Raw genomic sequence first — 24,113 nt, forward strand, 5'->3', positions numbered from 1 at the left:
AACTAACTCTTAAATGGTGCACTCGACAGGATTCGAACCTGTGACCGCTCGGTTCGTAGCCGAGTACTCTATCCAGCTGAGCTACGAGTGCATTTGTTGCGCCGCATTATAGCCCGTCTAATCTCTATTCCAACCACTTTTTCTATTAATTTCAACAACTTACAGAAAAAGCCAGATTACGACGTACTAAGCAAATAATGGCGGAGAACGGGGGATTCGAACCCCCGACACCCTTTTGAGGTGTACTCCCTTAGCAGGGGAGCGCCTTCGGCCACTCGGCCAGCTCTCCGCAACACGGGGCGTATCTTAACCAACCTTTTCCCCGTTTGCAAACATAAAAATCGATAAAAATTAATGGCTTGGTTCTTCGTCCTTCTCTTTCTTTATACGCAGGTAAATTTCCTCACGGTGCACGGCAACCTCTTTCGGGGCATTGACGCCGATACGCACTTGATTTCCTTTAACGCCGAGCACGGTCACGGTGATTTCGCCATCACCGATAATCAGGCTTTCTGCGCACCGACGAGTCAGAATCAGCATACCTTTCTCCTTACGCAATTCAGTTCAGGGACAACAGTCTGCAAAAAAAAGGCACCCGACCTACAACCGGAGCGATCGTAGCCCTACATGCCTGAGTATTGACCAGCGCGAGCAAAAGAACAGTTCAGGGCTCGCGCCATTCAAAAAATAAAGGGCGCGGTCAGACCGCGCCCTTCAAGAAACGGAATTACTCGCCTTGACGGGCAGGCGCATCCAGTTCGAAAGCCGTGTGCAGGGCGCGCACGGCCAGTTCCAGGTACTTCTCTTCAATCACCACGGAAACCTTGATTTCCGAAGTCGAGATCATCTGGATGTTGATGCTTTCTTTCGCCAGGGATTCGAACATGCGGCTGGCCACGCCTGCGTGGGAACGCATGCCGACGCCGACGATCGAGACCTTGGCAATCTTGGTGTCGCCAACCACTTCACGGGCACCGATCTCGCGAGCGGTGTTTTCCAGCACGGTCTGTGCGGCCTGGTAGTCGTTGCGGTGCACGGTGAAGGTGAAGTCGGTGGTGTTATCGTGCGCAACGTTCTGCACGATCATGTCGACTTCGATGTTCGCGGCACTGATCGGGCCGAGAATCTTGAACGCCACGCCCGGGGTGTCTGGCACGCCACGGATGGTCAGCTTGGCTTCATCGCGGTTGAAAGCGATGCCGGAAATGATCGGCTGTTCCATGGTTTCCTCTTCATCAATAGTAATGAGGGTGCCCGGACCCTCCTTGAAGCTGTGCAGTACGCGCAGCGGAACGTTGTACTTGCCGGCGAATTCCACCGCACGGATCTGCAACACCTTGGAACCGAGGCTGGCCATTTCCAGCATCTCTTCAAAGGTGATCTTGTCCAGGCGCTGAGCGACCGGCACAACGCGCGGGTCGGTGGTGTAGACACCATCCACGTCGGTGTAGATCTGGCACTCGTCAGCCTTCAACGCGGCAGCCAAAGCCACGCCGGTCGTGTCGGAACCGCCACGACCAAGGGTGGTGATGTTGCCGTGCTCGTCGACGCCCTGGAAACCGGCGACAACCACCACGCGACCTGCTTTCAGATCACCGCGAATCTTTTGGTCATCAATCTGCAAGATACGCGCTTTATTGTGCGCACTGTCGGTCAGGATCCGCACCTGATTACCGGTGTACGACACCGCCGGCACACCGCGCTTGATCAGCGCCATCGCCAGCAGAGCAATCGTCACCTGCTCACCGGTGGAAACAATCACGTCCAGCTCACGCGGAACCGGTTGCGTGTCGCCACTGATTTGCTTGGCCAGATCGATCAGACGGTTGGTTTCGCCGCTCATTGCAGACAGCACAACCACCAGGTCATCGCCGGCATCGCGGAATTTCTTAACCTTGTCGGCGACCTGCTCGATTCTCTCGACGGTACCGACCGAGGTGCCTCCAAATTTCTGTACGATCAAAGCCATTTCAAAGCCGCCTCTGCCCATGAAGGGCGCCCAATAATCACTCGAACAGCCGCCGGGCCCGCCACTAGACTGCGGGCCCGACGGGCCGTCTTATAAACCCTGCTCGACGAATGGAACGGTCAGCGCCAGTGCGCCATCCAGTGCGCCGGCGTCGACACCGCCGCCCTGCGCCATATCCGGACGACCACCGCCCTTCCCGCCCACTGCCGCAGCAGCCTGCTTCATCAAATCACCGGCTTTGAGTTGGCCAGTCAGGTCCTTGGTTACACCTGCAACCAGTACGACCTTTTCCTCATGGACACTGCCGAGCAGGATCACTGCGCGACCGAGTTTGTTCTTCAACTGATCAACCAGCGCCAGCAGCGCCTTGGCGTCCTGACCATCCAGACGTGCAGCCAGAACCTTCACGCCTTTGACGTCCAGCGCCGAGGAAGACAGATCGTCGCCCGCAGCACTGGCAGCCTTGGCTTGCAACTGCTCGAGTTGCTTCTCCAGTTGGCGATTGCGCTCCAGCACAGCCGACAGCTTGTCGATCAGGTTGTCGCGGCTGCCCTTGACCAGGCTGGCCGCTTCCTTGAGTTGTTCTTCTGCCGCGTTCAAGTAAGCCAGTGCTTGCGCACCGGTAACTGCCTCGATACGACGCACACCCGAAGCCACACCGCCTTCGCTGATGATTTTCAGCAGGCCGATGTCGCCGGTACGGTTGGCGTGGATACCGCCGCACAGCTCGACGGAGAAATCGCCGCCCATGCTCAACACACGTACGTTGTCGCCGTACTTCTCGCCGAACAGCGCCATCGCGCCCTTGTTCTTGGCGGTTTCGATGTCGGTTTCTTCGGTTTCAACGGCGGAGTTCTTGCGAATTTCGGCGTTGACGATGTCTTCCAGCGCCTTGATCTGCTCAGGCTTGATCGCTTCAAAGTGGCTGAAGTCGAAACGCAGACGCTGGCTATCCACCAACGAACCTTTCTGCTGAACGTGCTCGCCCAGCACCTGACGCAAAGCAGCGTGCAGCAAGTGCGTGGCCGAGTGGTTCAGCGAGGTAGCGTGACGCACCTCGGCATCGACATGAGTTTCCACTGGCGCGCCGATGGTCAGGCTGCCCGAATCCAGTACACCGTGGTGCAGGAATGCGCCGCCAGTCTTGGTGGTGTCGCGAACGTCGAAACGTGCGCTGCCCGCCTGCAGATAACCGCAGTCGCCGATCTGGCCGCCGGATTCAGCGTAGAACGGCGTCTGGTTCAGCACGATCACCGCCTCTTCGCCTTCATTCAAGACGTCGACCGACTGGCCATCTTTATAGATAGCAACGATTTTTGCCGAACCGCTGGTGTCTTTGTAACCGGTGAACTCGGTGGCCACATCAACCTTGACCAAGGTGTTGTAGTCCAAACCGAACGAGCTGGCCGAACGCGCACGAACACGCTGGGCTTCCATCTCACGCTCAAAACCGGCTTCGTCGACTGTCAGGCTGCGCTCGCGGGCGATGTCGGCGGTCAGGTCCATCGGGAAACCGTAGGTGTCGTAGAGTTTGAAGACTACGTCGCCCGGCACCACGGTGCCTTTGAGTTCCAGCAGATCCTGCTCGAGAATCTTCAGGCCGTGCTCAAGCGTCTTGGAGAACTGCTCTTCCTCGGCCTTGAGCACGCGTTCGATGTTGCTCTGCTGCTTCTTCAGTTCCGGGAAGGCCTCGCCCATTTCGGCAACCAGCGCCGCGACGATCTTGTAGAAGAAGCTGCCGGTGGCGCCCAGCTTGTTACCGTGACGGCAGGCGCGACGGATGATCCGGCGCAGCACATAACCGCGACCCTCGTTGGACGGCAGCACGCCGTCGGCGATCAGGAAGCCGCACGAACGAATGTGGTCGGACACTACTTTCAGCGACGACTGATCGCCGTTTTCGCAACCGATCGCTTCAGCCGAGGCCTTCAGCAGGTTCTTGAACAGGTCAATGTCGTAGTTGGAATTGACGTGCTGCATCACCGCACTGATCCGCTCCAGCCCCATGCCGGTGTCGACCGACGGCGCTGGCAACGGATGCAACACGCCATCGGCGGTGCGGTTGAACTGCATGAACACGTTGTTCCAGATTTCGATGTAACGGTCACCGTCTTCTTCCGGCGAGCCCGGTGGGCCGCCCCAGATGTGGTCGCCGTGATCGTAGAAAATCTCGGTGCACGGGCCGCACGGGCCGGTATCGCCCATGGTCCAGAAGTTGTCGGAAGCATACGGCGCGCCTTTGTTGTCGCCGATGCGGATCATGCGCTCGACCGGCACACCGATTTCTTTGGTCCAGATGTCATACGCTTCGTCGTCGGAGGCGTAGACGGTGACCCAGAGTTTTTCCTTCGGCAGTTGCAGAACGCCGGTCAGGAAGGTCCACGCGTAGGTAATCGCGTCCTTCTTGAAATAGTCACCGAAGCTGAAGTTACCGAGCATTTCAAAGAATGTGTGGTGACGAGCGGTATAACCGACGTTTTCCAGGTCGCTGTTCTTGCCACCGGCACGCACGCACTTCTGGCTGCTGGTCGCACGGGTGTACGCACGTTTTTCCTGGCCCAGGAAGCAGTCCTTGAACTGGTTCATCCCCGCGTTAGTGAACAGCAGGGTTGGGTCGTTGCCCGGAATCAAAGAGCTGGAGGCTACACGGGTGTGGCCTTGCTCTTCGAAGAAGCGAAGGAAGGCTTCACGGATTTCTGCGCTTTTCATTAGGTTCTTCCACGGAGGCTGCGGCCAAAGGCCTGTTCGAAACGTCAACAGACGAAGCGACGGCAAAGGGCCGCATTATATCGGCCCTGCGCGCGGGGTACAGCGTGTTTATACGATAGAAACGGTCAATTGGACGGCTAACGCTGTCACTTGCGCGAAAACTCGACGAATGTCGCGATCACTTGCTCGATTTGCGAGCGATTGACGTCCATGTGCGTGACCATACGCAGGCGTGCGGCGGCGCTCAACTTGATCCCGCGTTCGGCAGCAAAGGCCTTGATCGCTTCGGCTTTGTCGCCCATTTGCACATAAACCATGTTGGTTTGCACCGGTTCGACGATGAAACCTGCTTCACGCAGACCGTCGGCCAGCAGTTGCGCATTGGCGTGGTCGTCGGCCAGACGCTCGACGTTGTGATCCAGCGCATACAGCCCCGCCGCTGCCAGCAACCCGGACTGACGCATGCCACCGCCGACCATTTTGCGCAGACGGCGAGCCTTGCCGATCAACTCGGCCGAACCGCACAACACCGAACCCACCGGCGCGCCGAGGCCTTTGGACAAGCACACCGACACTGAGTCGAAATGCTGGGTGATTTCCCGGGCATCAACACCCAGCTTGACCGCCGCGTTGTAAAGGCGCGCGCCGTCGAGGTGCAGTTGCAAGCCTTTTTCCTGAGTGAAGCGGCGTGCGCGGGCCAGGTACTCCAGCGGCAGCACTTTGCCCTGCATGGTGTTTTCCAGCGCCAGCAAACGAGTCCGGGCGAAATGGAAGTCGTCCGGCTTGATCGCGGCGGCGACTTGATCCAGATCCAGTGAACCATCGGCTTGCACTTCCAGCGGCTGCGGCTGGATCGAACCGAGCACCGCCGCGCCACCGCCCTCATATTTGTAGGTGTGCGCCTGCTGGCCAACGACGTATTCGTCGCCGCGCTCGCAGTGCGCCATCAAACCCAGCAGGTTGCTCATGGTGCCGGTCGGCACAAATAAAGCGGCGGTAAAACCCAAGCGTTGGGCCAATTCGGTTTCCAGGCGATTGACCGTCGGATCTTCGCCGTACACGTCATCACCGGTGTCCGCCGCAGTCATCGCGTCGAGCATGGCGGGAGTCGGTTGGGTGACAGTGTCGCTGCGAAGATCGATAACGCTCATGAACCTGGCCTCAAATCAGCAGGGGAAATCCCTTTACGAAGTGGAATTACTGCGGTCATCGCGTGGATTAATCAAGCCTTGGGCAAGGAAAAGTCGTTTCGAGCCTGCAAAAAATTCGATGACAATCATCAGAAAGGCGCAATGCACAGACACACAATCTGTGTTAAAAACGCTGCGCCGCCCCAGAAAGGGCGGCAAAAACGTTCTCAGGGCGGGGTGCAATTCCCCACCGGCGGTAATTGCGCGCAATGCGCATAGCCCGCGAGCGCTTGGCGACGAACACGACTTCGGTTGAGATCGGCGGCAAGGTCAGCAGACCCGGTGTGATTCCGGGGCCGACGGTCATAGTCCGGATGAAGAGAGAACGGGATTAACGCCAAAGGGCCGTCCGCACGATGATGTTGTGCGTGTGCGCACCCTTGAATCCCTTTCGATTCATAACGCCCTGTTTTTCACACAAACAGGAGTCAGAACATGCAACCCACCGCTATCGACAGCAAAAGCAAACACCCTCACGGCGAGCGCGTCGCGTTCATCCAGGCCTGCTGGCACAAGGAAATCGTCGACCAGAGCCGAAAAGGCTTCGTCGCCGAAATGATTGCCCTGGGTTATCAGGAGTCGGACATCGATATCTTCGAAGTCGGCGGCGCCTTTGAAATGCCCCTGCACGCCAAGTTGCTGGCCAAAACCGGCCGTTATGCCGGCATCGTCGCCGCTGCTCTGGTGGTTGACGGCGGCATCTACCGTCACGAGTTCGTCGCCCAGTCGGTGGTCAGCGGCCTGATGCAGGTGCAACTGGAAACCGAAGTGCCGGTGTTCTCGGTGTCGCTGACGCCGCATCACTTCCATGCCGGCGACGAGCATCAGAAGTTCTTCTTCGAGCACTTTGTGCACAAGGGTCAGGAAGCAGCGCGGACTTGCGCGGATACGCTGCGCAAGGTTCGCGCACTGCGTCGTACAGAGCCGCATGCTGTAGCCGTCTAAGCCTCCAACGATCGTTCCCCTGCTCTGCGTGGGAATGCCTCAATGGACGCTCTGCGTCCGCTTTGGGACGCGGAGCGTCCCGGGCTGCATTCCCACGCGGAGCGTGGGAACGATCATCACGTCAGGCGAGGTTTTCGTCGCTGGTTGGGACGATCAGGATGCCCGCGCGCAAGCCGTTCTTGACCTTGGGATTGGGGAAGATGATCCGTGCGCCCTCTTCCTCAATGATCCAGCGGGTATTGGCCAAGTCTTCGGCCAACACGTAACCCATCTCCAACTCGGAAAAGTTTTCGATGTCCTGCGGCAGGTTCAGGCGGAACGCATCGCTGTGCTTGATGATTTCTCGCGCGACGCTGAACAGTTGCAAACCATCCAGCCCTGGTTCAGCCATCTCCGGCTCAGTGCCTTCGATGATCTGCTTCAGACGGGTTTCCAGCAGCGAGACGTTAACCCCGTCGTTCTGCCCGAATGGCCGCGCCTTGCCCAGTTCCAGCGTGAAAGCCTCGGCACCGAGCTTGTCGTAGGTGTACGAACTGAAGACGATCGACGGTTTGTTCTGCAACAGCACAGCTTCCATCCCGGCAGCACGCAGACGTGCCAGCTCCAGACGCGAATGCTGGCGACCTTCTTTCCACGGATAGAGTGCGAACTGTTCGATCTTCGAACCGCGAATCGCCGTGTGCAGGTCGTAGTGCAGGCGCTGGCGATCCGGCAGGCTGAAGAAACTCGCCGCCAGACGTTCCAGCTCACAAGCTCGCAGCGCTTCCGAACCACTGCTTTGTTCATGGCGGCCGTTGAACAGCCGATTGACGTCCTGCTCGACGAAACGCTCGCCTTTGCGAATCGCTTCCGGGTTGCCGAACAGGAACAGAATGCGTGCGCGCGGCTTCAAATCGCCGCGAGCGATGTCGTGCAGCAACCGATCAAGCAGCTCGATCGGCGCTGTTTCGTTGCCGTGGATGCCTGCCGAAAGCAGCAGATCCAGGCCATTGTCGCGCGCTTCGGGTGGCCGGACTTCCAGCGCACCTTCGCTCAACCAGCGCATACGCACGCCTTCGACAGTCAGTTGAGTCTTCTCCGCCGGTTCGCGGCCGGCGAGGGTCAGTTCAAGCAGTTTGCCGAGGGCGAGCATAGAGCGGTTTCCTTAGTGGTCGTGGTTGCAATCCGGGCCGTGCACGTGGTCTTCGTCGTCGCCGACGTCGGCCGGTTCCATTTCCAGTTGCAGACTTACCAGATTAGTCGCCAATGGGCGCAGCAGCAGGTTGGCGTACTCGGCGTCACCTTCTTCAACGTCCACGCCGATCAGCAGTTGGCCACGGCCGTCCTGCTGGATCCACAGCTCTTTGCCTTGCCACATGACCGCGACGCGGGTGCAGGAGGTCTCCAGTTGCGTGCCGTCGGTGTCTTCAAGGATCAGCTGCAGGGAATCGCTCATGTTTTTACTCTCTAGGTGAGACAAGCCGGGCGCCGCGTTCAGGCGACGCGCTGGCCATCAATTGATCTGGAATGGATAAACCGCGCCCAGTTTAAGGATTTGCGTCAGTTCATCCAGTGCCGTCCGGCATTCAAGCAGCAATTGCGGATCCGCCAGATCGGTTTCGCTCAGGCGGTCGCGGTAGTGCTTTTCAACCCATGCGGTCAACGAACCGTACAACGGTGGCGTCATGATAACCCCTGGATTGACCGCCGCCAGTTCGGTTTCGTTAAGCGCGACGCGCAGACGCAGGCACGCCGGGCCACCGCCGTTCTGCATGCTTTGCTTGAGATCGAAGACTTTCACTTCGCGGATCAGGCCGCCGGAACTGGTCAGTTCTTGCAGGTAAGTCCAGACGCGTTCGTTGGCCTGGCACTCTTGCGGCACGATCAGCAACATCGAGCCATCAGGACGCGACAGCAACTGGCTGTTGAACAGGTACGAGCGCACCGCGTCATCTACGGTGACCGCCGAACGCGGCACACACACGGACTGGAAGTTGCCGCCGGCTTTGGCGAGTTTGCTTTGCAGCTCGGCCAGCATCGAGTCGGTGTCGAGGAACGCGTCCTCGTGATAGAACAACACCTCACCGTTACCCACCGCGATCACGTCGTTATGGAACACGCCCTGATCGATCACGTTCGGGTTCTGTTGGGCGTAGACCACACCTTCGTCACGCAGCCCGTGCAGACGCGCAACCGCTTGCGACGCTTCGAGGGTTTGACGGGCCGGGTACTTCTGCGGCGCCGGGAAACGGTTGTCGAACGCGCTGCGACCGAATACGAAGAACTCGACGCCGGCCTCGCCATACTCACGGCAGAAACGCGTGTGGTTGGCCGCGCCCTCGTCACCGAACTGTGCCACCGCCGGCAGAGCGGCGTGATGAGCGAAGTGCTGCTGATTGGCGAACATCGCACCGAGCACGCGGCTGGTGGTCGGGTGCTCGATGCTGCGGTGGTATTTGCAGTTGAGGTTGGCGGCGGTGAAATGCACGCGACCGTCTGCGGTGTCGGCGCTCGGGCTGACGGTGGCAGCGTTGGCCACCCACATGCTCGATGCCGAGCAACTGGCGACCAGCAGCGGCATGGCTTCCTTGGCGGCGCGCTCGATCACTTGCGCGTCAGTGCCGCTGAAACCCAGACGGCGCAAAGCGGCCACGTCCGGACGTTCCTGTGGCGCCAGCACGCCTTGCTGAAAGCCCATTTCCATCAGCGCTTTCATCTTCGCCAGACCTTGCAGCGCCGCTTCCTTCGGGTTCGAAGATTGCTGGCTGTTGCTCTGGGAGGCAACGTTGCCGTAGGACAGACCACCGTAGTTATGGGTCGGCCCCACTAGACCGTCAAAATTGACTTCATAGGATTTCATCAGCGAGGCTCCACGAGAATCTGTTGTTATAGGCTTCAGTAACTATTCTTTAACACCGCGGTGCGGCCATCGCTGGCAAGCCAGCTCCCACAGTGACCGCGTCGTACACAAAATGTGTGGACGCCTCCGCCCCTGTGGGAGCTGGCTTGCCAGCGATTGGGCATCACGCCATTTTCACGCCAGGCGTCAGGGCGGCAGGCAACACCAGACTCGGGGTTTCCAGCGACGCCACCGGGTACGCGCAGTAATCCGCTGCGTAATAGGCGCTGGCGCGATGGTTGCCCGAGGCACCGACACCGCCAAACGGCGCGCTGCTCGCCGCACCGGTCAGTTGTTTGTTCCAGTTGACGATACCGGCACGGCTTTCCAGCCAGAACTGCTGATAACGTGCTTCGGAATCCGACAGCAAACCGGCGGCCAGACCATAAGCAGTGTCATTCGCCTCAGCGATCGCCGCTTCAAAATCAACATAGCGAATCACTTGCAACAACGGGCCGAACAATTCTTCGTCCGGACGCTCGGCAACAGCGCTCACATCGAGAATGCCCGGGGTCAGCAGCGCGGCTTGTGCCTGCGGCTGCGTCATTGCCAGCAACGACACGGCGCCGTTAGCCAACAGATGTTCTTGAGCGTCCATCAGCGCTTTCGCCGCGCCGAGGGAAATCACTGAGCCCATGAACGGCGCCGGTTGCCGATCGAATGCACCGACCTCAATCGTCGAGCTGACTTCAACCAAACGCTTGAGCAGGCTGTCGCCCCACGCGCCTTGCGGTACCAGCAAGCGGCGCGCACACGTGCAACGCTGACCGGCAGAAATGAACGCCGACTGAATGATCGTGTAAACAGCCGCATCGAGATCGGCGACCTGGTCGACCACCAACGGGTTGTTGCCGCCCATTTCCAACGCCAGAATCTTGTCCGGGCGTCCGGCGAATTGCTGGTGCAGATGATTGCCGGTGCGGCTCGAACCGGTGAAAAACAGACCATCGATGCCCGGATTCGCCGCCAGCGCGATACCGGTTTCGCGAGCGCCTTGCAGCAGGTTCAAAACGCCTGCCGGCAGGCCGGCTTCGATCCAGCACTTGACTGTCAGCTCGGCGACTTTCGGGGTCAGTTCGCTTGGCTTGAACAGCACGCTGTTACCCGCCAGCAGCGCCGGAACGATGTGGCCGTTCGGCAGGTGACCGGGGAAGTTGTAAGGACCGAACACCGCCACCACACCGTGTGGCTTGTGGCGCAGTACGGCGGTGGCGTCGCCCAACGGGCCGCTCTTCTCGCCGGTACGCTCGCGGTAGCTCTGCACCGAGATCGCGATCTTGTTGACCATGCTGGTGACTTCGGTCGCGGCTTCCCACAACGGCTTACCGGTTTCCTCACCGATGGTGCGGGCCAGTTCGTCAGCGTGGCTTTTCAGCGCGGCGGCGAACGCCTCCAGCACAGTGATGCGCTCGTCCAGCGAACGCCGCGCCCAGCCCGGAAACGCCTGACGTGCAGCCTGCACCGCCGACTCGACTTGAGCGGTGGTTGCGCCCTCCCCCGACCACAGCACTTGCTGAGTCACCGGGTTCAGCGATTGAAAAGCTTCGCCCTGACCGGCCAGCCACTCACCTGCGATGTATAGCGAATTCATTATTTCGACTCCCGTGCAGCGGACAACGCCACGGCGCGCACTTGATCGCCAGCGTTGAGTTGAAGACGTTTGGCGGTCTGCGGATCGACCACCAGGGTGCCGGCAGCCAGACGCGCCGGCGCAGCAGTGATGCGGCAGTCTTCGCGTTTGCGGTTATGGATGATGAACGGCGTGGCGTCTTCGCCCGGTGTGCCAACAGCCAGCACCAGCGCTTCACTGTCACGCACCGCGCGGATCTTGCCGGTTTCGCATTCGATGGCCGGGCCGGCGTCGAAGATGTCGACGTAACCCTGATAGCTGAACCCTTCGCCCTTGAGCATCGCCAGGGCCGGCTCGGTGTCCGGGTGCACCTGACCGATGACGTTACGTGCGCCTTCGGACAGAAAGCAGGTGTACAGCGGAAATTTCGGCATCAGCTCGGCGATGAAAGCTTTATTGCCGACACCAGTCAGGTAATCGGCCTGGCTGAATTCCATTTTGAAGAAGTGCCGACCGAGGCTTTCCCAGAATGGCGAACGACCGGCGTCATCGGAGACACCGCGCATTTCGGCGATGATCTTGTTGCCGAACAGTTCCGGGAACTCAGCGATGAACAGCATCCGCGCCTTCGACAGCATGCGACCGTTAAGACCGCTGCGGTAATCGGCGTGCAGGAACAACGAGCACAGCTCGGAATTGCCGGTCAGGTCGTTAGCCAGAAACAGCGTCGGAATCTCGCGATAGATGTTCAGCTCTTGCGAAGCACTGACGGTCAGGCCGACACGGAAGTTGTACCAAGGCTCACGCATACCGACCGCACCGGCGATGGCGGAAATCCCCACCACGCGGCCGTCATCGTCTTCGAGCACGAACAGGTAGTCCGCATCACCACGACCGGCTTCACCGCGAAAGGTCTTCTCGGCCCAGCCGACCCGGTGGGCCAGACGCTCTTCGTTGGCCGGCAACGTGGTCAGGCCGGTGCCGGTGCTGCGGGCCAGGTCGATCAGAGCGGATAAATCGCTGCTGCGTACGGGACGAACAATCATGCTATCTCCTCAAACGGGCCGCCTTCGCCACCCGTGAAACTCGCTAAGGCGTTAAACCGCCACCAGGCGCACACTGGCACCTTCACCGACGCCCAGGGCTTCGGCTGCTTCCAGATCCAGAGTCACCGGTTTGCCCGGCGCGTAATCCAGTTCCAGCAGCACCGCGCGGTAATCCTGCAACTGCGCGTTGGCCACCAGATACTGGCGCCCGGCACCTTTCACCGGCTCGCCGATCTTCACCGGCACCACGCGGCTCTGGGCGATCGAACGGATCCCCGAAACACGCGCATGCAGGGTCGGGCCACCGTCGAAAATGTCGATGTAGTGATCGGTCTCGAAGCCTTCGCGCATCAGGATGTCGAAGGTGATCTGCGCACGCGGGTGAACCTGGCCCATCGCCTCTTGGGCGGAGTCCGGCAGCAGCGGCACGTAGATCGGGTAATGCGGCATCAGTTCGGCGAGGAACGTGCGGCTTTTCAGCCCGCACAGACGCTCGGCTTCGGCGTAGTTGAGGTCGAAGAAATTGCGACCGATCGCATCCCAGAATGGCGAGTCGCCGTTCTCGTCGCTGTAACCGACGATCTCGGTCACCACCGAATCGGCGAAACGCTCCGGGTGGCTGGCAACGAACAACAGACGGCCGCGGGAGTTGAGCTCGGACCACGGTGAACCGACCAGCTCGCGCTGCACGTAGAAACTGGTCAACAAACTGTTGCCGGTCAGGTCGTGGCACTGCGAGAGCACGTGGATCTTGTTGTGGATCTTCAACTCGCGCGAGGCGTGCACGAAGGTCTCGTTACGGAAGCTGTAGAACGGCTCCGAATAACCGGCCGAAGCGACGATGGCCGAGCAGCCGACCAGCTTGCCGGTGGTGGAATCTTCGAGGACGAAGAAATAGCTTTCTTCACCGTTGAAGCTCACTTCGGCAGCGAACGAAGCTTCGCTCGCGGCGATCTTGTCGCTCAGACGTTCCACGTCATCCGGCAAGGAAGTGACACCAATCGGGCTGTCCGCAGCCAGACGCTGTACCTCGCCCAGATCAGCCATTTGCGCGGGGCGCATCACCAGCATGGTGTCACTCCTTTCTCTTATAAATTCACAGAAAAAATAACCGGGCCTACATGGAGATCAATGTAGGAGTGAGCCTGCTCGCGATTGCGGTCTGTCAGAAACCAATGAGTCGACTGACAGACCGCAATCGCGAGCAGGCTCACTCCTACAGTTGATCTGGTCCGGCATAAAATTTTGATCGACGCCTGAAAAGCTCCAGGCGTCGAAGGGTCTATCAGGCTTGCGTCAGTGCTGCGGCAGCGCGTTCGAAGCGGTCGAGACCGGCATCGATATCGGCGTCTTCCACCACCAGGCTCGGCGCGAAACGGATCACGTCCGGGCCGGCTTGCAGAATCATCAGGCCTTCTTTTTCAGCGGCGTTGAAGATGTCTTTGGCCTTGCCTTTCCAGGCATCGCTCAGCACGCAACCGATCAACAGACCGAGGCCACGCACCTGAGTGAACAGGCCGTACTTCTCGCCGATCTGCTCAAGGCGCGCCTTGAATTTGTCGTGCTTGGCGTTCACGCCGTTCAGCACTTCTGGCGTGTTGATCACGTCGATCACCGCTTCCGCGACCGCGCACGCCAGCGGGTTGCCGCCGTAAGTGGTGCCGTGAGTACCGACGACCAGATGCTTGGCCAGCGCTTCGGTGGTCAGCATGGCCGCGATCGGGAAACCGCCGCCCAGGCTCTTGGCGCTGGTGAGGATGTCCGGAGTCACGCCGTAATGCTGGTAGGCGAACAGCTTGCCGCTGCGGCCCATGCCGGTCTGCACTTCGTCGAACACCAGCAGCGCGTTGTTCGCGTCGCACAGTTCGCGGGCACCTTGCAGGTAAGCCAGTTCGGCCGGCAGCACGCCGCCTTCGCCCTGGATCGGTTCCAGCACGACCGCACAGGTCTTGTCGGACACCGCCGCTTTCAGCGCGGCCAGATCGTTGTAAGGGACGTGGGTAATGCCGGTGATTTTCGGGCCGAAACCGTCGGAGTACTTCGACTGGCCACCGACGTTGACGGTGAACAGGGTACGGCCGTGGAAGCTGTTCAGCGCGGCGATGATTTCGTACTTCTCAGAGCCGAAACGGTCGAACGCCACACGACGGGCCAGCTTGAACGCGGCTTCGTTGGCCTCGGCACCGGAGTTGCAGAAGAACACGCGCTCGGCGAACGTGGCATCGATCAGCTTGTGCGCCAGGCGCAGGGCTGGCTCGTTGGTGAACACGTTGGACACGTGCCACAGCTTGTTCGCTTGCTCGGTCAGTGCACCGACCAGCGCCGGGTGCGCGTGGCCCAATACGTTGACGGCGATGCCGCCGGCGAAGTCGATCAGCTCGCGGCCGGCCTGATCCCAGACGCGGGAACCGGCGCCACGCACTGGAATGAAAGCGGCAGGCGCGTAGTTGGGAACCATTACCTGGTCGAAATCGGCGCGTTGTACCGCAGCGTGCTCAACGGACATCGGAGTCTCCTGATGAGAAACACTCGCCTGAAACTGGCGAGCTTGGTGAGGATTGTAAGGACAGTTTTCAGCCCGGCCTTGTCGCCAAGCGACAACTTCTTATAGCGCAAACCCCGGATTTTCACGGGTTTACGGCAATGCGACATATAGCGTCGCAAAGGCGCAGTTTAACGGGCGCCGCCGATTTGCGGCAGGCTGCAGAGAATACCAACTCCACCCCGCGACAAAGATATAAATATGTACCGCACAAAGGTGGTCCGTTCCTGATTTGCTGCGCGTTCTTTTCAACGCCAAGGATTGGCCCATGCACCTGACTCAGCCACCACCGCCAGTCTCGACTGCCGCGAGCGACGCGCAGCATCACGACGACCACTACCTGCCACTGAAAAACGCCGTACCCGACTGGTTCGGCAACACTTCATCGACCCGCCGCCAGGCGCTCCAGGACAGCCAGCCCCGTCTGTCCACTTCACTCCAATCGGTCCCCGCCGAACAGCATCAACAGATGAAAACCCTCAACGCCGCGCACTGGGCCGCGCAAAGCCAAGTCGACCAAAGCCTCGAACACCTGCAAGACGCCAGCGCCTTTGCCGAGCCCTTGCTCAAACAGGAACTGAACAAATCCTTCGGACTGGATCTGGATGTGCGCAATACCTTTGTGCGCCTGTACATCCCCGCAACCACCCCGTGGCTCCCGATCAGAACGGGCACGCGCGCTTGGACGGTCTCGTTACTGGAAGCCGCGCTGCACAACTTCGAGGAAGCGGAAACCCGTGACGACGCCTTCGACGTTGACTCGACCTTCGTCACCCGGCCCTCCACCACCGGCCAGTTCATGACCCTGCCGTCGATCAAGGCCAAACTGAGCATTGCCGCCTTCACCCAGCTGTGCCGAAGGCTGGATCTCGGTGCTCAGTACAAAGCCCATCTCGAAGACAACCTCGGCTATACCGATCCGATGGTGGCGTCTGTACTGCGCAGCAAACTGGACGACAGTCAGAAGGCCGCGATGAAAGCCGCCCTGCAATGGGCGCGGATGAATCGCGATGTGTCGGAAAGTTATTTTCGCTTGATCGACGCCGTGCTCGACGGCATGAGAGGGCTGTATGTCGGCGGCGCGCCCGTGCGGTGCCATGACATGGGGATGTTGTGCGCGCCGCTCACCGGTATCGTCGTCTTTGCCCCCGACCTGTATGCATCGCGCACCCCGGCGCGGGTGGTGGCCTACGTCCCGGATGATCCCGAGCACCCTTTCAAGGAATACGCATCGACCTACGAACTGTTTGTCGAACTGACGCGCCAGCTGCGTTCGAAAGACTATCAGCAGTTTTTCAGCCGCTTCGTGAACCACGAACATCGCGGCTTTTTCTTCAGCACCCTCAACAGCCGCTTGAGCCAAATGACATGGCATCCGCCGGAGTCCGGCAGCTCACTGCCCGCTTGGCGCGAAACACCTGTAGAACGACCGGATCTGCAAACCACACTGACACCGTTCCAGGTCGATCTGTGGCAACACCTCTATCAATCGAAACTGAACAAGATCTTCAACGATGCCCGGGTGATAGCCGTGCCCACCGCCATGGTGGACCAAAAAGCACGCTGGGCTTTCTGGGACTCGGTGAGCAACATCATCTCGAGCATCGTCCAGGCCGCCGCGCTGATCGTCGCGCCGTTCGTGCCGGTCCTGGGTGAAGCGATGATGGCGTACATGGCGTATCAAATGCTCGATGAAGCTTTCGAGGGCATCATCGAATGGGGACAGGGACGCACGAGCGAAGCGTTCGAACACCTGATGGGCACCGTCGAATCGCTGATCCAACTGGGTATCTTCGGCATGGGCGGCGCGATTGGTGCCGGCGAGTTTCGCAAGGTCTTGCCCAAGGAAGTGGTCGCCTTCATCGACCGCTTCAAGCCTGTACAACTGGCCAATGGCAAAACCCGCTACTGGGATCCCGATCTGGCCCGCTACCAGCACACGGCAGTGCCCGATGCCGGTTCAACGCCCAATGAACTGGGCCTGTACCCGCATCAAGGCAAGCAACTGCTGCCACTGGAAGACGCTCATTTTGCCGTGAGCGAAGGTGCGATTCCCGGCCAATACACGATCGAACATCCCACTCGGCCCGACGCCTACCAACCGACGGTGCGGCACAATGGCGCCGGTGCCTGGCACACCGAACTGGAACAACCACTGGAATGGGACACCGACACGGCGCTGCGGCGAATCAATCCTTCCATCGAGACATTCTCGCCTCCAGAGCGCGAGACGATCCTGCGTGTCAGTGGCGTCAATGAAGATGCCGTACGCAAGATGCATGTCGATCAACAAACTCCACCTCCTCTGTTGGCCGACAGCATTCAGCGGTTCAAGATCGATCAACAACTGCAACGCTTTATCGATCAACTCGACAGCAACGTGGCTGAGCAATACCTGCGTGCCGATCCGGCGACACAACTGCAACTGCTGACGCAACACGGCCGCTGGCCGAGCAGCCAACGCCTGCGTCTGGTTGATCAACGAGGCGAACTGCTCTGGCAATCCTCGGCGGACGCAACCTTGCCGCTGACCGAGCTTCGCTTGGACAGCCTGATCGATGGCGACCTGCTCAAGACCCTGCTGGCTTCTCTCGACGAGCAGCAAATCAAAGCGTTGCTCGCAGAACCTTTCAGCGGGCCGACGCCCTCGCTGGAAGTTCGCAGTCAGATGCTGCGCAAGCAACTGGCCCATCTCGCCCGACGCCACCGAAACTCGTTGTTCGAATCGCGCTATCAGGTCCTCCAGCACATTGACGATCCATTGGCCCAAACAATCATCGACCACGATCCGACACTGCCGGCCAGCCTCGTCCGTGAACTGCTCGAGACCGCCAGCGGTAGTGAATTGATACAGATCAGCAACGGAGAACTGCCGCCGCGCCAACAGGAATTCATGCAACTGGCCAATCAGGAAGTGCGCGTCACCCGCGCTTACGAAGGCCTGGAACTGAACGCCTTGAGCAATGCCGATTCCGATTCCCTTGCGCTGCACAGCCTCAAGCTGCTGCCAGGCTGGAGCGGCGATGTGCGCCTCGAAATCCGCGACGGACGTTACGAAGGCGCGGTACTCGACAGCATCGGACGCGAAGATGCGCCCGCTCGGAAAGTACTGGTTCGCCACCAGGACGGCCGCTATCAACCTTACGACGACCGCGGCCAGGAGCTGCATTCGGCCACGGATTTTTACTCCAGTCTGTTGTACGCATTACCGGACGGCGAACGTCAGAATCTGAACCTGCAGATCGGCCAGGGCGACGCGTTGAGTGCCGCAGTTCGTCAGCGATCACTTGAACGCGAGGAGCTACGCACCGTGCTGTTCGAAGCGCCGATCAGCCAACCGGCCGTGGACACGCTACGCCTGGCAGGCTTCGGCAATGATCGACTGAACGCACCCAGAAGCCTTGAAAATGCCGATTTTTTTGAAGCGGGTGAACTCGGTGCGATCGGCATCGAAAACCAGGACAACCTGGTGACCACAGGTCAGCGAATCGTTAGTCCCGAAGAGCGCGTGCAGGCGATCTATCGAGGCATGTCCAACGAAGAGGCGCGTAATTTCGTTGCGGTTTTCCAGAACAACACGGTTGAGTTCAACGCGGAACTGGCCAGGCGCCGCAACGAATACTTCAAGCTCAGTAATGACCTGCGTAGCTGGGAAATCGACGTCCCCGCCAATGACCCTGTCAGCGGCCTGCCGTTGACCTATATCGAACGCCGGGCAGCCCTGCAGAATCGCGCGCAGTTCCGAGAAGCGCTACTGCGTTGCTGGCGCAGGCAAACCCGGGGTCCCGCTGGGTACATGTTGCAGATTGCGCAACCCGTACTAGGGGAACTACCCGCACTGGAAGCGGACTTCAGCCACGTCGTCATGCTCTCCATCAATGGCAGCGCCAATACCAGGGCAGTGGACACCTTTATGCAACGCTTCACAGGTCTGCTGTATCTGGATGCGCAAAACCTCGATCTGCCGAGCCTGCCCCAATCGTTCACTGCAATGCCCAACCTGCGCCAGTTGATCTTGCGCGACTGCGGCATCACCCACTCGGCAACCAATCAGGCAGTGCTTGCATCGTTACCCAACCTTTCGCTGCTGGATCTGCGGGGCAATCCATTGGGCACGCCTCCCGACGTCAGCGCGATGCCTTCGTTGCGTTATCTCAATCTGACCAAGACAGACATCTCCACACTGCCGGACAACCTGCTCGATCACCCGAGACTGATCACCGGCAATTTCGATGGCAACCAGATCAGCGACATACCGGACGTTTTTTTCAACCTGACCAGCTCACTCAGTGACGGCTTCGGTTTTGCCGACAACCCGCTGTCGGCCGCCACCCGAGAGAAAGTGAAAACGTACTATAACCACACAGGCAAACATTTCGGAGTACGCCCGGATCCAGCCGATATTTTGCGCACCACCACGTTGTTTCCTGATCTGAACGCCGACCAGGCCAGTGAATTGTTGTATCGGCTTCCCGGCACATTGACTGACAGCCAGGCTCAGCTCGCCAGTTGGGAGGCCGAGCTCGCAACGTTGAAGACTGAACTCGGCGAATGGGCCAACCAGACACCTGCGCTCGACCCCGTTTTCAATCGACCTTTGACGCTGGATGAGCAAGCACTGGAGCGCAGTGCACGGGATGAGTTTCGGCAAAAACTGGAGCGTTTCTGGCGCACCCGATCAGCGTCTCTCAGAGAAAGCGAGCTGACCGCAACGCTTGATTTCATGGGCGACCTGCCGGCCTTGAGTGCCAATTTCGAGCATGTCTCGCGACTGACACTGACGGGCAATAAAAACCTCACGGCAGTACTGCCGTTCATTCAGCGCTTTGAGAATCTGACCACACTGGAATTGCACGCCTTCGACCTGGAGCCGATTGCCCTTTCGCAGATCAGGATGCCTCGCCTCAGCGTATTGGAACTCAACGATTGCGGCGTGGTGCTGACCCCTGAAAATCAGGCGACACTGGTTTCCCTGAACAACCTGCATACGCTGGACCTGAGCAACAATCCCCTGGGGACTTTCCCCGAGCTGAACCTGCTCCCCGAACTGACCTACCTCGATTTGTCCAACTGCGGCCTCAACGTGACGCCTGACGGGCTGGCCAGTCATCCGAATTTGCGCACTGCAATTATCAGCGGTAACCGCATCAGCGAAATCCCCGATGCGGTGTTCGAGCTGTCGGCCAATCAGAGTGACGGCTTCGACTTTTCCGACAACCCGCTGTCGGTGGCCACACGCAACAAAGTGAAAACCTATTACAGACGCACCGGACAAGACTTCGATGTGCGCGCAGAGACCAGCGATATCGCCCTCATGCGAGATCTGTTTCCGTCCCTGGATGAACAGGAGGCCAGCGATGTGATCTACGACTTGCCCGGAACCCTGGCCGATAGCAGGATTCAGCTCGTCAGGTGGCGGGCCGAGCTTAATCAGCTGACTTCGGACCTGACCGCTTGGGCACCGCAAGTTCCCAGCGTTCATCCCTTGACGGGTGAAGTTCTCACGGCCATTGAACTGTTTGACCAATACGCCGCCCGCTCCGAATTTGGCCAACAGCTGGAACGCTTCTGGCGTCGCCGGTCGGTCGAATCAGGCATGCGTGCGGATTTTTTTGAGTCCGACTTGAGGTTCATCGGTGACCTGCCGCAACTGACAACGGACTTCTCTCATGTCGTTGGTGTGAAGCTCAAGGGCAATGCCGCTATCGGTGCCCCCGACGCGTTCATCGATTTGTTCGTCAACACACGCGAGCTGGACCTGCAACAGTTTCCACTGGGTGAAATACCGCAGTCCGTGACCCACCTGCCGAAGCTCACGGAACTGACATTGAGAGACTGCGGCGTGACACTCAGCCCCGCCGACCAGAACACCCTCGCGACACTGAGCGACCTTGAACTGCTGGACCTGAGTCACAATCCACTGGCGGCGATACCCGACCTGCAGCCGCTGCCTGCCATGCGTGACATTCTGCTTTCGAACTCCGGCATTACGGCACTGCCCAATGGCTTCGCCGATCACCCGAACCTGAAAAACGCCTTGTTGAACGGCAACCGCATCACCAATCTGCCCGAAACTTTTTTCAGCCTCGATCTGGACCTCGCCGACGGCACCAATCTGGCCAGCAATCCACTGTCCCTGCCCACTCGCGAGCGCATCAAAACCTACTATGTCGAGCACGGACGCCATTTTGACGTGATGCCGGATGTCGGCGACCTGGCCAGCGCACAAAGGTTGTATCCATGGATGGACATCGACGATGCCAGTCACATGATCTATCACTTGCCCGGCACGCTGCGGGCGGGCACTGAGCAACTGCTGCGCTGGGAAGCGGAAATCAGCCAGATGATCAGCGACTTGAGTGCTTGGTCCGAACGCATACCGTTGCGCAATCCCATGACCGGCGAAATCCTGAGCGTACCTGAGCGCGTGGAAGAACAATTCAAGAGGAGAGAGTTCAGTCAAAATCTGGAACAGTTCTGGCGCGCCAGAAACACCGACAAGCCCGAACTGAGGCTCAATACGCTAGATATGGTTGCTCACTTTGCGGGGGAACTGCCGTCGCTGTCTGCCGACTTCAGCCACGTCGTCCGCTTGTCCATTCAGGGTAATGAAACGCTAAATGCCCCGGACAGTTTCCTGATGTGCTTCAAGGGATTGCAAGCCATGGAGCTGCGCGGCTTCAAGCTGGGCCGCATGCCACGGGCGCTGGCACTCATGCCGTCCCTCGAAACACTGATGCTGAACAGTTGTGGTGTGGTACTCGACGCCATGGGCCAGGCCACGCTTAGCACGATGAGCGGGTTGAAAGGACTGGACTTGTACAACAACCCTCTGGGCACTGCGCCGGATGTCGGAGCATTACGCGCGCTGTCGGCCCTGGATCTTTCCCGCACCGGTATTACTCAGGTGCCCGCCGGCGTGGGGCAGTTACCTCGCCTGCGTGACACGTTCCTCAGCGAAAACGCCATTGTCGAATTGCCGGAAGACTTGACTGGCTTTGGCACCAACGGGGTTGTCCTGAGGGCCAATCCACTGTCCACGGCCTCAAAAAACCGGATAAAAGCCTTCTACCAACTCAGTTATCAGAACCTGGGTGTTTTGGCTGAGCAGGCTGACATTGCCCTGGCGCGAGACCTGTATCCCGCCATCAGTGAAGCCGATGCCAATCATCTGGTCTATGGCCTGCCCGGGACAATGGCCGAAGGACGCATCGAATTGCTGCGTCGCCAGAGCGACCTCGCCACGCTACTGCGCGAGCTTGAGGTGTGGGCACGGGAGGTTCCGCGTGATCCGCTCACAGGCGCTAACATGGGCGACGAAGCACTACGCCAGGAAAACGCCAGACGCAGCTGGTTCAGGGATGGCCTGGAACAAAGCTTGCGCGTAGCGCCGGGAGGCCTGGCCTCTTCTGAGGTAGCCCTTGATCTGTCTTTCCATGGCGAGTTGCCGAAACTGAGCGGGCGTTTCGAGCAGACCAGCAAACTGACACTGACAAGTACTGCCAACGTGCACCCTCGGGTTGACCGATTGCTTGAGCTGTTCCCGTCACTCAAAAAACTGGATATTCGCGCCTATCAACTCAACGAGATTCCCGCCTCAATCTTGCGCATGAGCAATCTGACCAGCCTGGAACTGCCCCATTGCCGCATCGTACTGACTGAGCAAACCGTGAATGCACTGGCGGCGATGGAAAACCTGCGCATTCTTGACTTGAGCCACAATCCATTGGGGCTGACACCGGACCTGAGAAACTTCAACGCGTGTCACTCTCTGCGATTGAGCAACACGGGACTGACCGACGTACCGGTCGGCCTTTTTGAGATGCCGCAGCTGACGTATGCAGATCTTTCCGCCAACGCCATCATCGAACTCCCCGACCCACTGCCCTCTCCTGCTGACGGTAGAGGTGCCACCTATGACTTCAGCAACAATCCACTAAGCCTGGAGAGTCAGCAGCGTTTGACTATTTACAATGCGACCAATGAAACGCGACTGCAGGAGGAGCGAGAATGGCTGGCCAGCGCTTACCAAGCGCTGGACAACTTCAGGGATATGTCGTTTTCCGATTGAGCCAGACGTACGCCGAGACCTAACCGCGCTCTGGCGGCACTGACGACAATTCGAACGGACTGCTGCTGCGCCGCTGGTTGCGATCTTCCCGCGGCGTGGCGCCGAAGAAGTTGCGATAGGCGCTGGAGAAATGCGGCCCCGAGGAGAAGCCACACGAAAGGCCGATCTGGATGATCGACTTGCTGGTTTGCATCAACATCTGCCGGGCCTTGTTCAGGCGCAATTCCAGGTAGTACTGGCTCGGCACACGGTTGAGGTATTGCTTGAAGATGCGCTCCAGTTGGCGACGCGACACGCACACGTGTTGGGCGATTTCGTCGGTGGTCAGTGGCTCTTCGATGTTGGCTTCCATCAGCAACACCGCTTGAGTGAGCTTCGGATGGCTGGAGCCGAGACGGTTCTGCAGCGGGATGCGCTGACGCTCGCCGCCTTCACGAATGCGTTCAACCACCAGTTCTTCCGAGACTGCACCGGCCAATTCCGCACCGTGATCGCGGGCCAGCACCGCCAGCAACAGATCGAGCACGGACATGCCACCGCAGGCGGTCAGGCGATCGCGATCCCAGTCGAACAAGTGACTGGTGGCGATGACTTTCGGAAAACGCTCGGCGAAATCGTCCTGCCAGCGCCAGTGCACGGCAGCGCGATAACCGTCGAGCAAACCGAGTTGCGCCAGCGGGTACACACCCGCGGACAGACCGCCGATGACCGTGCCGGCACGCACCAATTGCTTCAGTGCACTGCTGAGAGCCGGCGCCAACGTGGTCGGTGGCTCGTCAGCGAGCAGGAACAGTTTCTGGAAATTTTCGAGTTTGCCGGCCCACGCTTCGCCGGGTAATTGCCAGGCACCTTCGGCGGGTGGCTCGGCTTGCAGGAACGACAGTTCGTAAACCACATCCGGGTGCACCCGCTGAGCAACACGCAAGGCTTCCTCCGCCAGCGCCAGCGTCAACGCTTTAGTGCTGGGCCAAATCAGGAAACCAATTCGATGGGCAGTCATGGGCGGGCAATCCGAAACGAGGAACAGTGATGAAGGCATGGGCCAATGCTAGCCCGTAAATGAACACAAATCTTGAGCCTGACGCAGATCCACCATCGGGACTGGAATTCCATTCCCATGTAGGAGCTGTCGAGTGGAACGAGGCTGCGATCTTTTGATCTTCAAAAACAGATCAAAAGATCGCAGCCTTCGG

Annotated in this window: 14 protein-coding genes, 2 tRNA genes and 1 riboswitch; of the genes, 2 read left to right on the forward strand and 14 right to left on the reverse strand. The window is 59.3% G+C overall.

The genetic code is table 11. From position 1 onward, the window contains the following. Positions 1-14: 14 nt before the first annotated feature. The 6 genes from PMI23_RS22995 to ltaE all read right to left on the reverse strand — a co-directional run bounded on the left by PMI23_RS22995 (position 15) and on the right by ltaE (position 5,829). Positions 15-91, reverse strand: a tRNA-Arg gene (locus tag PMI23_RS22995). A gap of 107 nt (positions 92-198) precedes the next feature. Next, positions 199-289 (reverse strand) — tRNA-Ser (locus PMI23_RS23000). A gap of 62 nt (positions 290-351) precedes the next feature. Continuing rightward, a complete protein-coding gene (gene csrA, locus PMI23_RS23005; protein WP_002554426.1) occupies positions 352-540 on the reverse strand; it encodes a carbon storage regulator CsrA in 189 nt (62 codons plus the stop codon). Between the two features lie 187 nt (positions 541-727). Further along, positions 728-1,969 (reverse strand): aspartate kinase, encoded by a 1,242-nt coding sequence (locus PMI23_RS23010; RefSeq protein ID WP_007919332.1) that lies wholly within the window; start codon positions 1,967-1,969, stop codon positions 728-730. Positions 1,970-2,059: 90 nt separating this feature from the next. After that, positions 2,060-4,678, reverse strand: coding sequence for an alanine--tRNA ligase (gene alaS, locus PMI23_RS23015; protein WP_007919333.1), 2,619 nt, complete (start codon positions 4,676-4,678; stop codon positions 2,060-2,062). Positions 4,679-4,824: 146 nt separating this feature from the next. Next, positions 4,825-5,829, reverse strand: coding sequence for a low-specificity L-threonine aldolase (ltaE, locus tag PMI23_RS23020; RefSeq protein WP_007919334.1), 1,005 nt, complete (start codon positions 5,827-5,829; stop codon positions 4,825-4,827). Between the two features lie 198 nt (positions 5,830-6,027). Then, positions 6,028-6,199: riboswitch (FMN riboswitch) on the forward strand. A 104-nt stretch (positions 6,200-6,303) separates the two neighbouring features. Between ltaE and PMI23_RS23025 the strand changes: the two genes are divergently transcribed. Next, on the forward strand, positions 6,304-6,813 hold the full coding sequence (locus PMI23_RS23025) for a 6,7-dimethyl-8-ribityllumazine synthase (protein ID WP_007919335.1): 510 nt from the start codon (positions 6,304-6,306) through the stop codon (positions 6,811-6,813). Positions 6,814-6,934: 121 nt separating this feature from the next. On the opposite strand, the gene astE is transcribed toward PMI23_RS23025, so the two are convergent. The 7 genes from astE to PMI23_RS23060 form a co-directional block, all read right to left on the reverse strand. Continuing rightward, a complete protein-coding gene (astE, locus tag PMI23_RS23030) occupies positions 6,935-7,945 on the reverse strand; it encodes a succinylglutamate desuccinylase (protein WP_007919337.1) in 1,011 nt (336 codons plus the stop codon). Positions 7,946-7,957: 12 nt separating this feature from the next. Beyond that, on the reverse strand, positions 7,958-8,248 hold the full coding sequence (locus PMI23_RS23035) for a hypothetical protein (RefSeq protein WP_007919345.1): 291 nt from the start codon (positions 8,246-8,248) through the stop codon (positions 7,958-7,960). Positions 8,249-8,305: 57 nt separating this feature from the next. Continuing rightward, positions 8,306-9,652, reverse strand: a complete 1,347-nt coding sequence (gene astB, locus PMI23_RS23040) for an N-succinylarginine dihydrolase (protein WP_007919347.1) — start codon at positions 9,650-9,652, stop codon at positions 8,306-8,308. A 163-nt stretch (positions 9,653-9,815) separates the two neighbouring features. Continuing rightward, positions 9,816-11,285 (reverse strand): succinylglutamate-semialdehyde dehydrogenase, encoded by a 1,470-nt coding sequence (astD, locus tag PMI23_RS23045; protein ID WP_177321067.1) that lies wholly within the window; start codon positions 11,283-11,285, stop codon positions 9,816-9,818. Further along, positions 11,282-12,307 (reverse strand): arginine N-succinyltransferase, encoded by a 1,026-nt coding sequence (gene astA / locus PMI23_RS23050; protein ID WP_007919351.1) that lies wholly within the window; start codon positions 12,305-12,307, stop codon positions 11,282-11,284. Before astA ends, astD begins: the two co-directional genes overlap by 4 nt. Before the next feature lie 51 nt (positions 12,308-12,358). Beyond that, on the reverse strand, positions 12,359-13,378 hold the full coding sequence (aruF, locus tag PMI23_RS23055; RefSeq protein WP_007919353.1) for an arginine/ornithine succinyltransferase subunit alpha: 1,020 nt from the start codon (positions 13,376-13,378) through the stop codon (positions 12,359-12,361). Positions 13,379-13,592: 214 nt separating this feature from the next. Further along, positions 13,593-14,813 carry an aspartate aminotransferase family protein gene (locus PMI23_RS23060; RefSeq protein WP_007912711.1) on the reverse strand — a complete coding sequence of 407 codons (1,221 nt, stop codon included), beginning with the start codon at positions 14,811-14,813 and terminating at the stop codon, positions 13,593-13,595. Positions 14,814-15,117: 304 nt separating this feature from the next. Here PMI23_RS23060 and PMI23_RS23065 point away from each other — a divergent pair, with 304 nt between their 5' ends. Beyond that, complete coding sequence (locus PMI23_RS23065; RefSeq protein ID WP_007912709.1) at positions 15,118-22,920, forward strand: dermonecrotic toxin domain-containing protein; 7,803 nt, start codon at positions 15,118-15,120, stop codon at positions 22,918-22,920. 19 nt (positions 22,921-22,939) lie between these two features. Here the strand turns inward: PMI23_RS23065 and argR are convergent, their stop codons facing one another. Further along, positions 22,940-23,920: a transcriptional regulator ArgR gene (gene argR, locus PMI23_RS23070; protein ID WP_007912706.1), complete on the reverse strand. Its 981-nt coding sequence runs from the start codon at positions 23,918-23,920 to the stop codon at positions 22,940-22,942. Positions 23,921-24,113: the final 193 nt, after the last annotated feature.

This window comes from Pseudomonas sp. GM24, from assembly GCF_000282235.1.
Lineage (GTDB): Bacteria > Pseudomonadota > Gammaproteobacteria > Pseudomonadales > Pseudomonadaceae > Aquipseudomonas.

Excerpts from the sequence above, each read along its gene's own strand:
- csrA (WP_002554426.1), bottom strand. The coding sequence starts at position 540 with ATGCTGATTCTGACTCGTCGGTGCGCAGAAAGCCTGATTATCGGTGAT.
- PMI23_RS23010 (WP_007919332.1), bottom strand. The coding sequence starts at position 1,969 with ATGGCTTTGATCGTACAGAAATTTGGAGGCACCTCGGTCGGTACCGTC.
- alaS (WP_007919333.1), bottom strand. The coding sequence starts at position 4,678 with ATGAAAAGCGCAGAAATCCGTGAAGCCTTCCTTCGCTTCTTCGAAGAG.
- ltaE (WP_007919334.1), bottom strand. The coding sequence starts at position 5,829 with ATGAGCGTTATCGATCTTCGCAGCGACACTGTCACCCAACCGACTCCC.
- PMI23_RS23025 (WP_007919335.1), top strand. The coding sequence starts at position 6,304 with ATGCAACCCACCGCTATCGACAGCAAAAGCAAACACCCTCACGGCGAG.
- astE (WP_007919337.1), bottom strand. The coding sequence starts at position 7,945 with ATGCTCGCCCTCGGCAAACTGCTTGAACTGACCCTCGCCGGCCGCGAA.
- PMI23_RS23035 (WP_007919345.1), bottom strand. The coding sequence starts at position 8,248 with ATGAGCGATTCCCTGCAGCTGATCCTTGAAGACACCGACGGCACGCAA.
- astB (WP_007919347.1), bottom strand. The coding sequence starts at position 9,652 with ATGAAATCCTATGAAGTCAATTTTGACGGTCTAGTGGGGCCGACCCAT.
- astA (WP_007919351.1), bottom strand. The coding sequence starts at position 12,307 with ATGATTGTTCGTCCCGTACGCAGCAGCGATTTATCCGCTCTGATCGAC.
- aruF (WP_007919353.1), bottom strand. The coding sequence starts at position 13,378 with ATGCTGGTGATGCGCCCCGCGCAAATGGCTGATCTGGGCGAGGTACAG.
- PMI23_RS23060 (WP_007912711.1), bottom strand. The coding sequence starts at position 14,813 with ATGTCCGTTGAGCACGCTGCGGTACAACGCGCCGATTTCGACCAGGTA.
- PMI23_RS23065 (WP_007912709.1), top strand. The coding sequence starts at position 15,118 with ATGCACCTGACTCAGCCACCACCGCCAGTCTCGACTGCCGCGAGCGAC.
- argR (WP_007912706.1), bottom strand. The coding sequence starts at position 23,920 with ATGACTGCCCATCGAATTGGTTTCCTGATTTGGCCCAGCACTAAAGCG.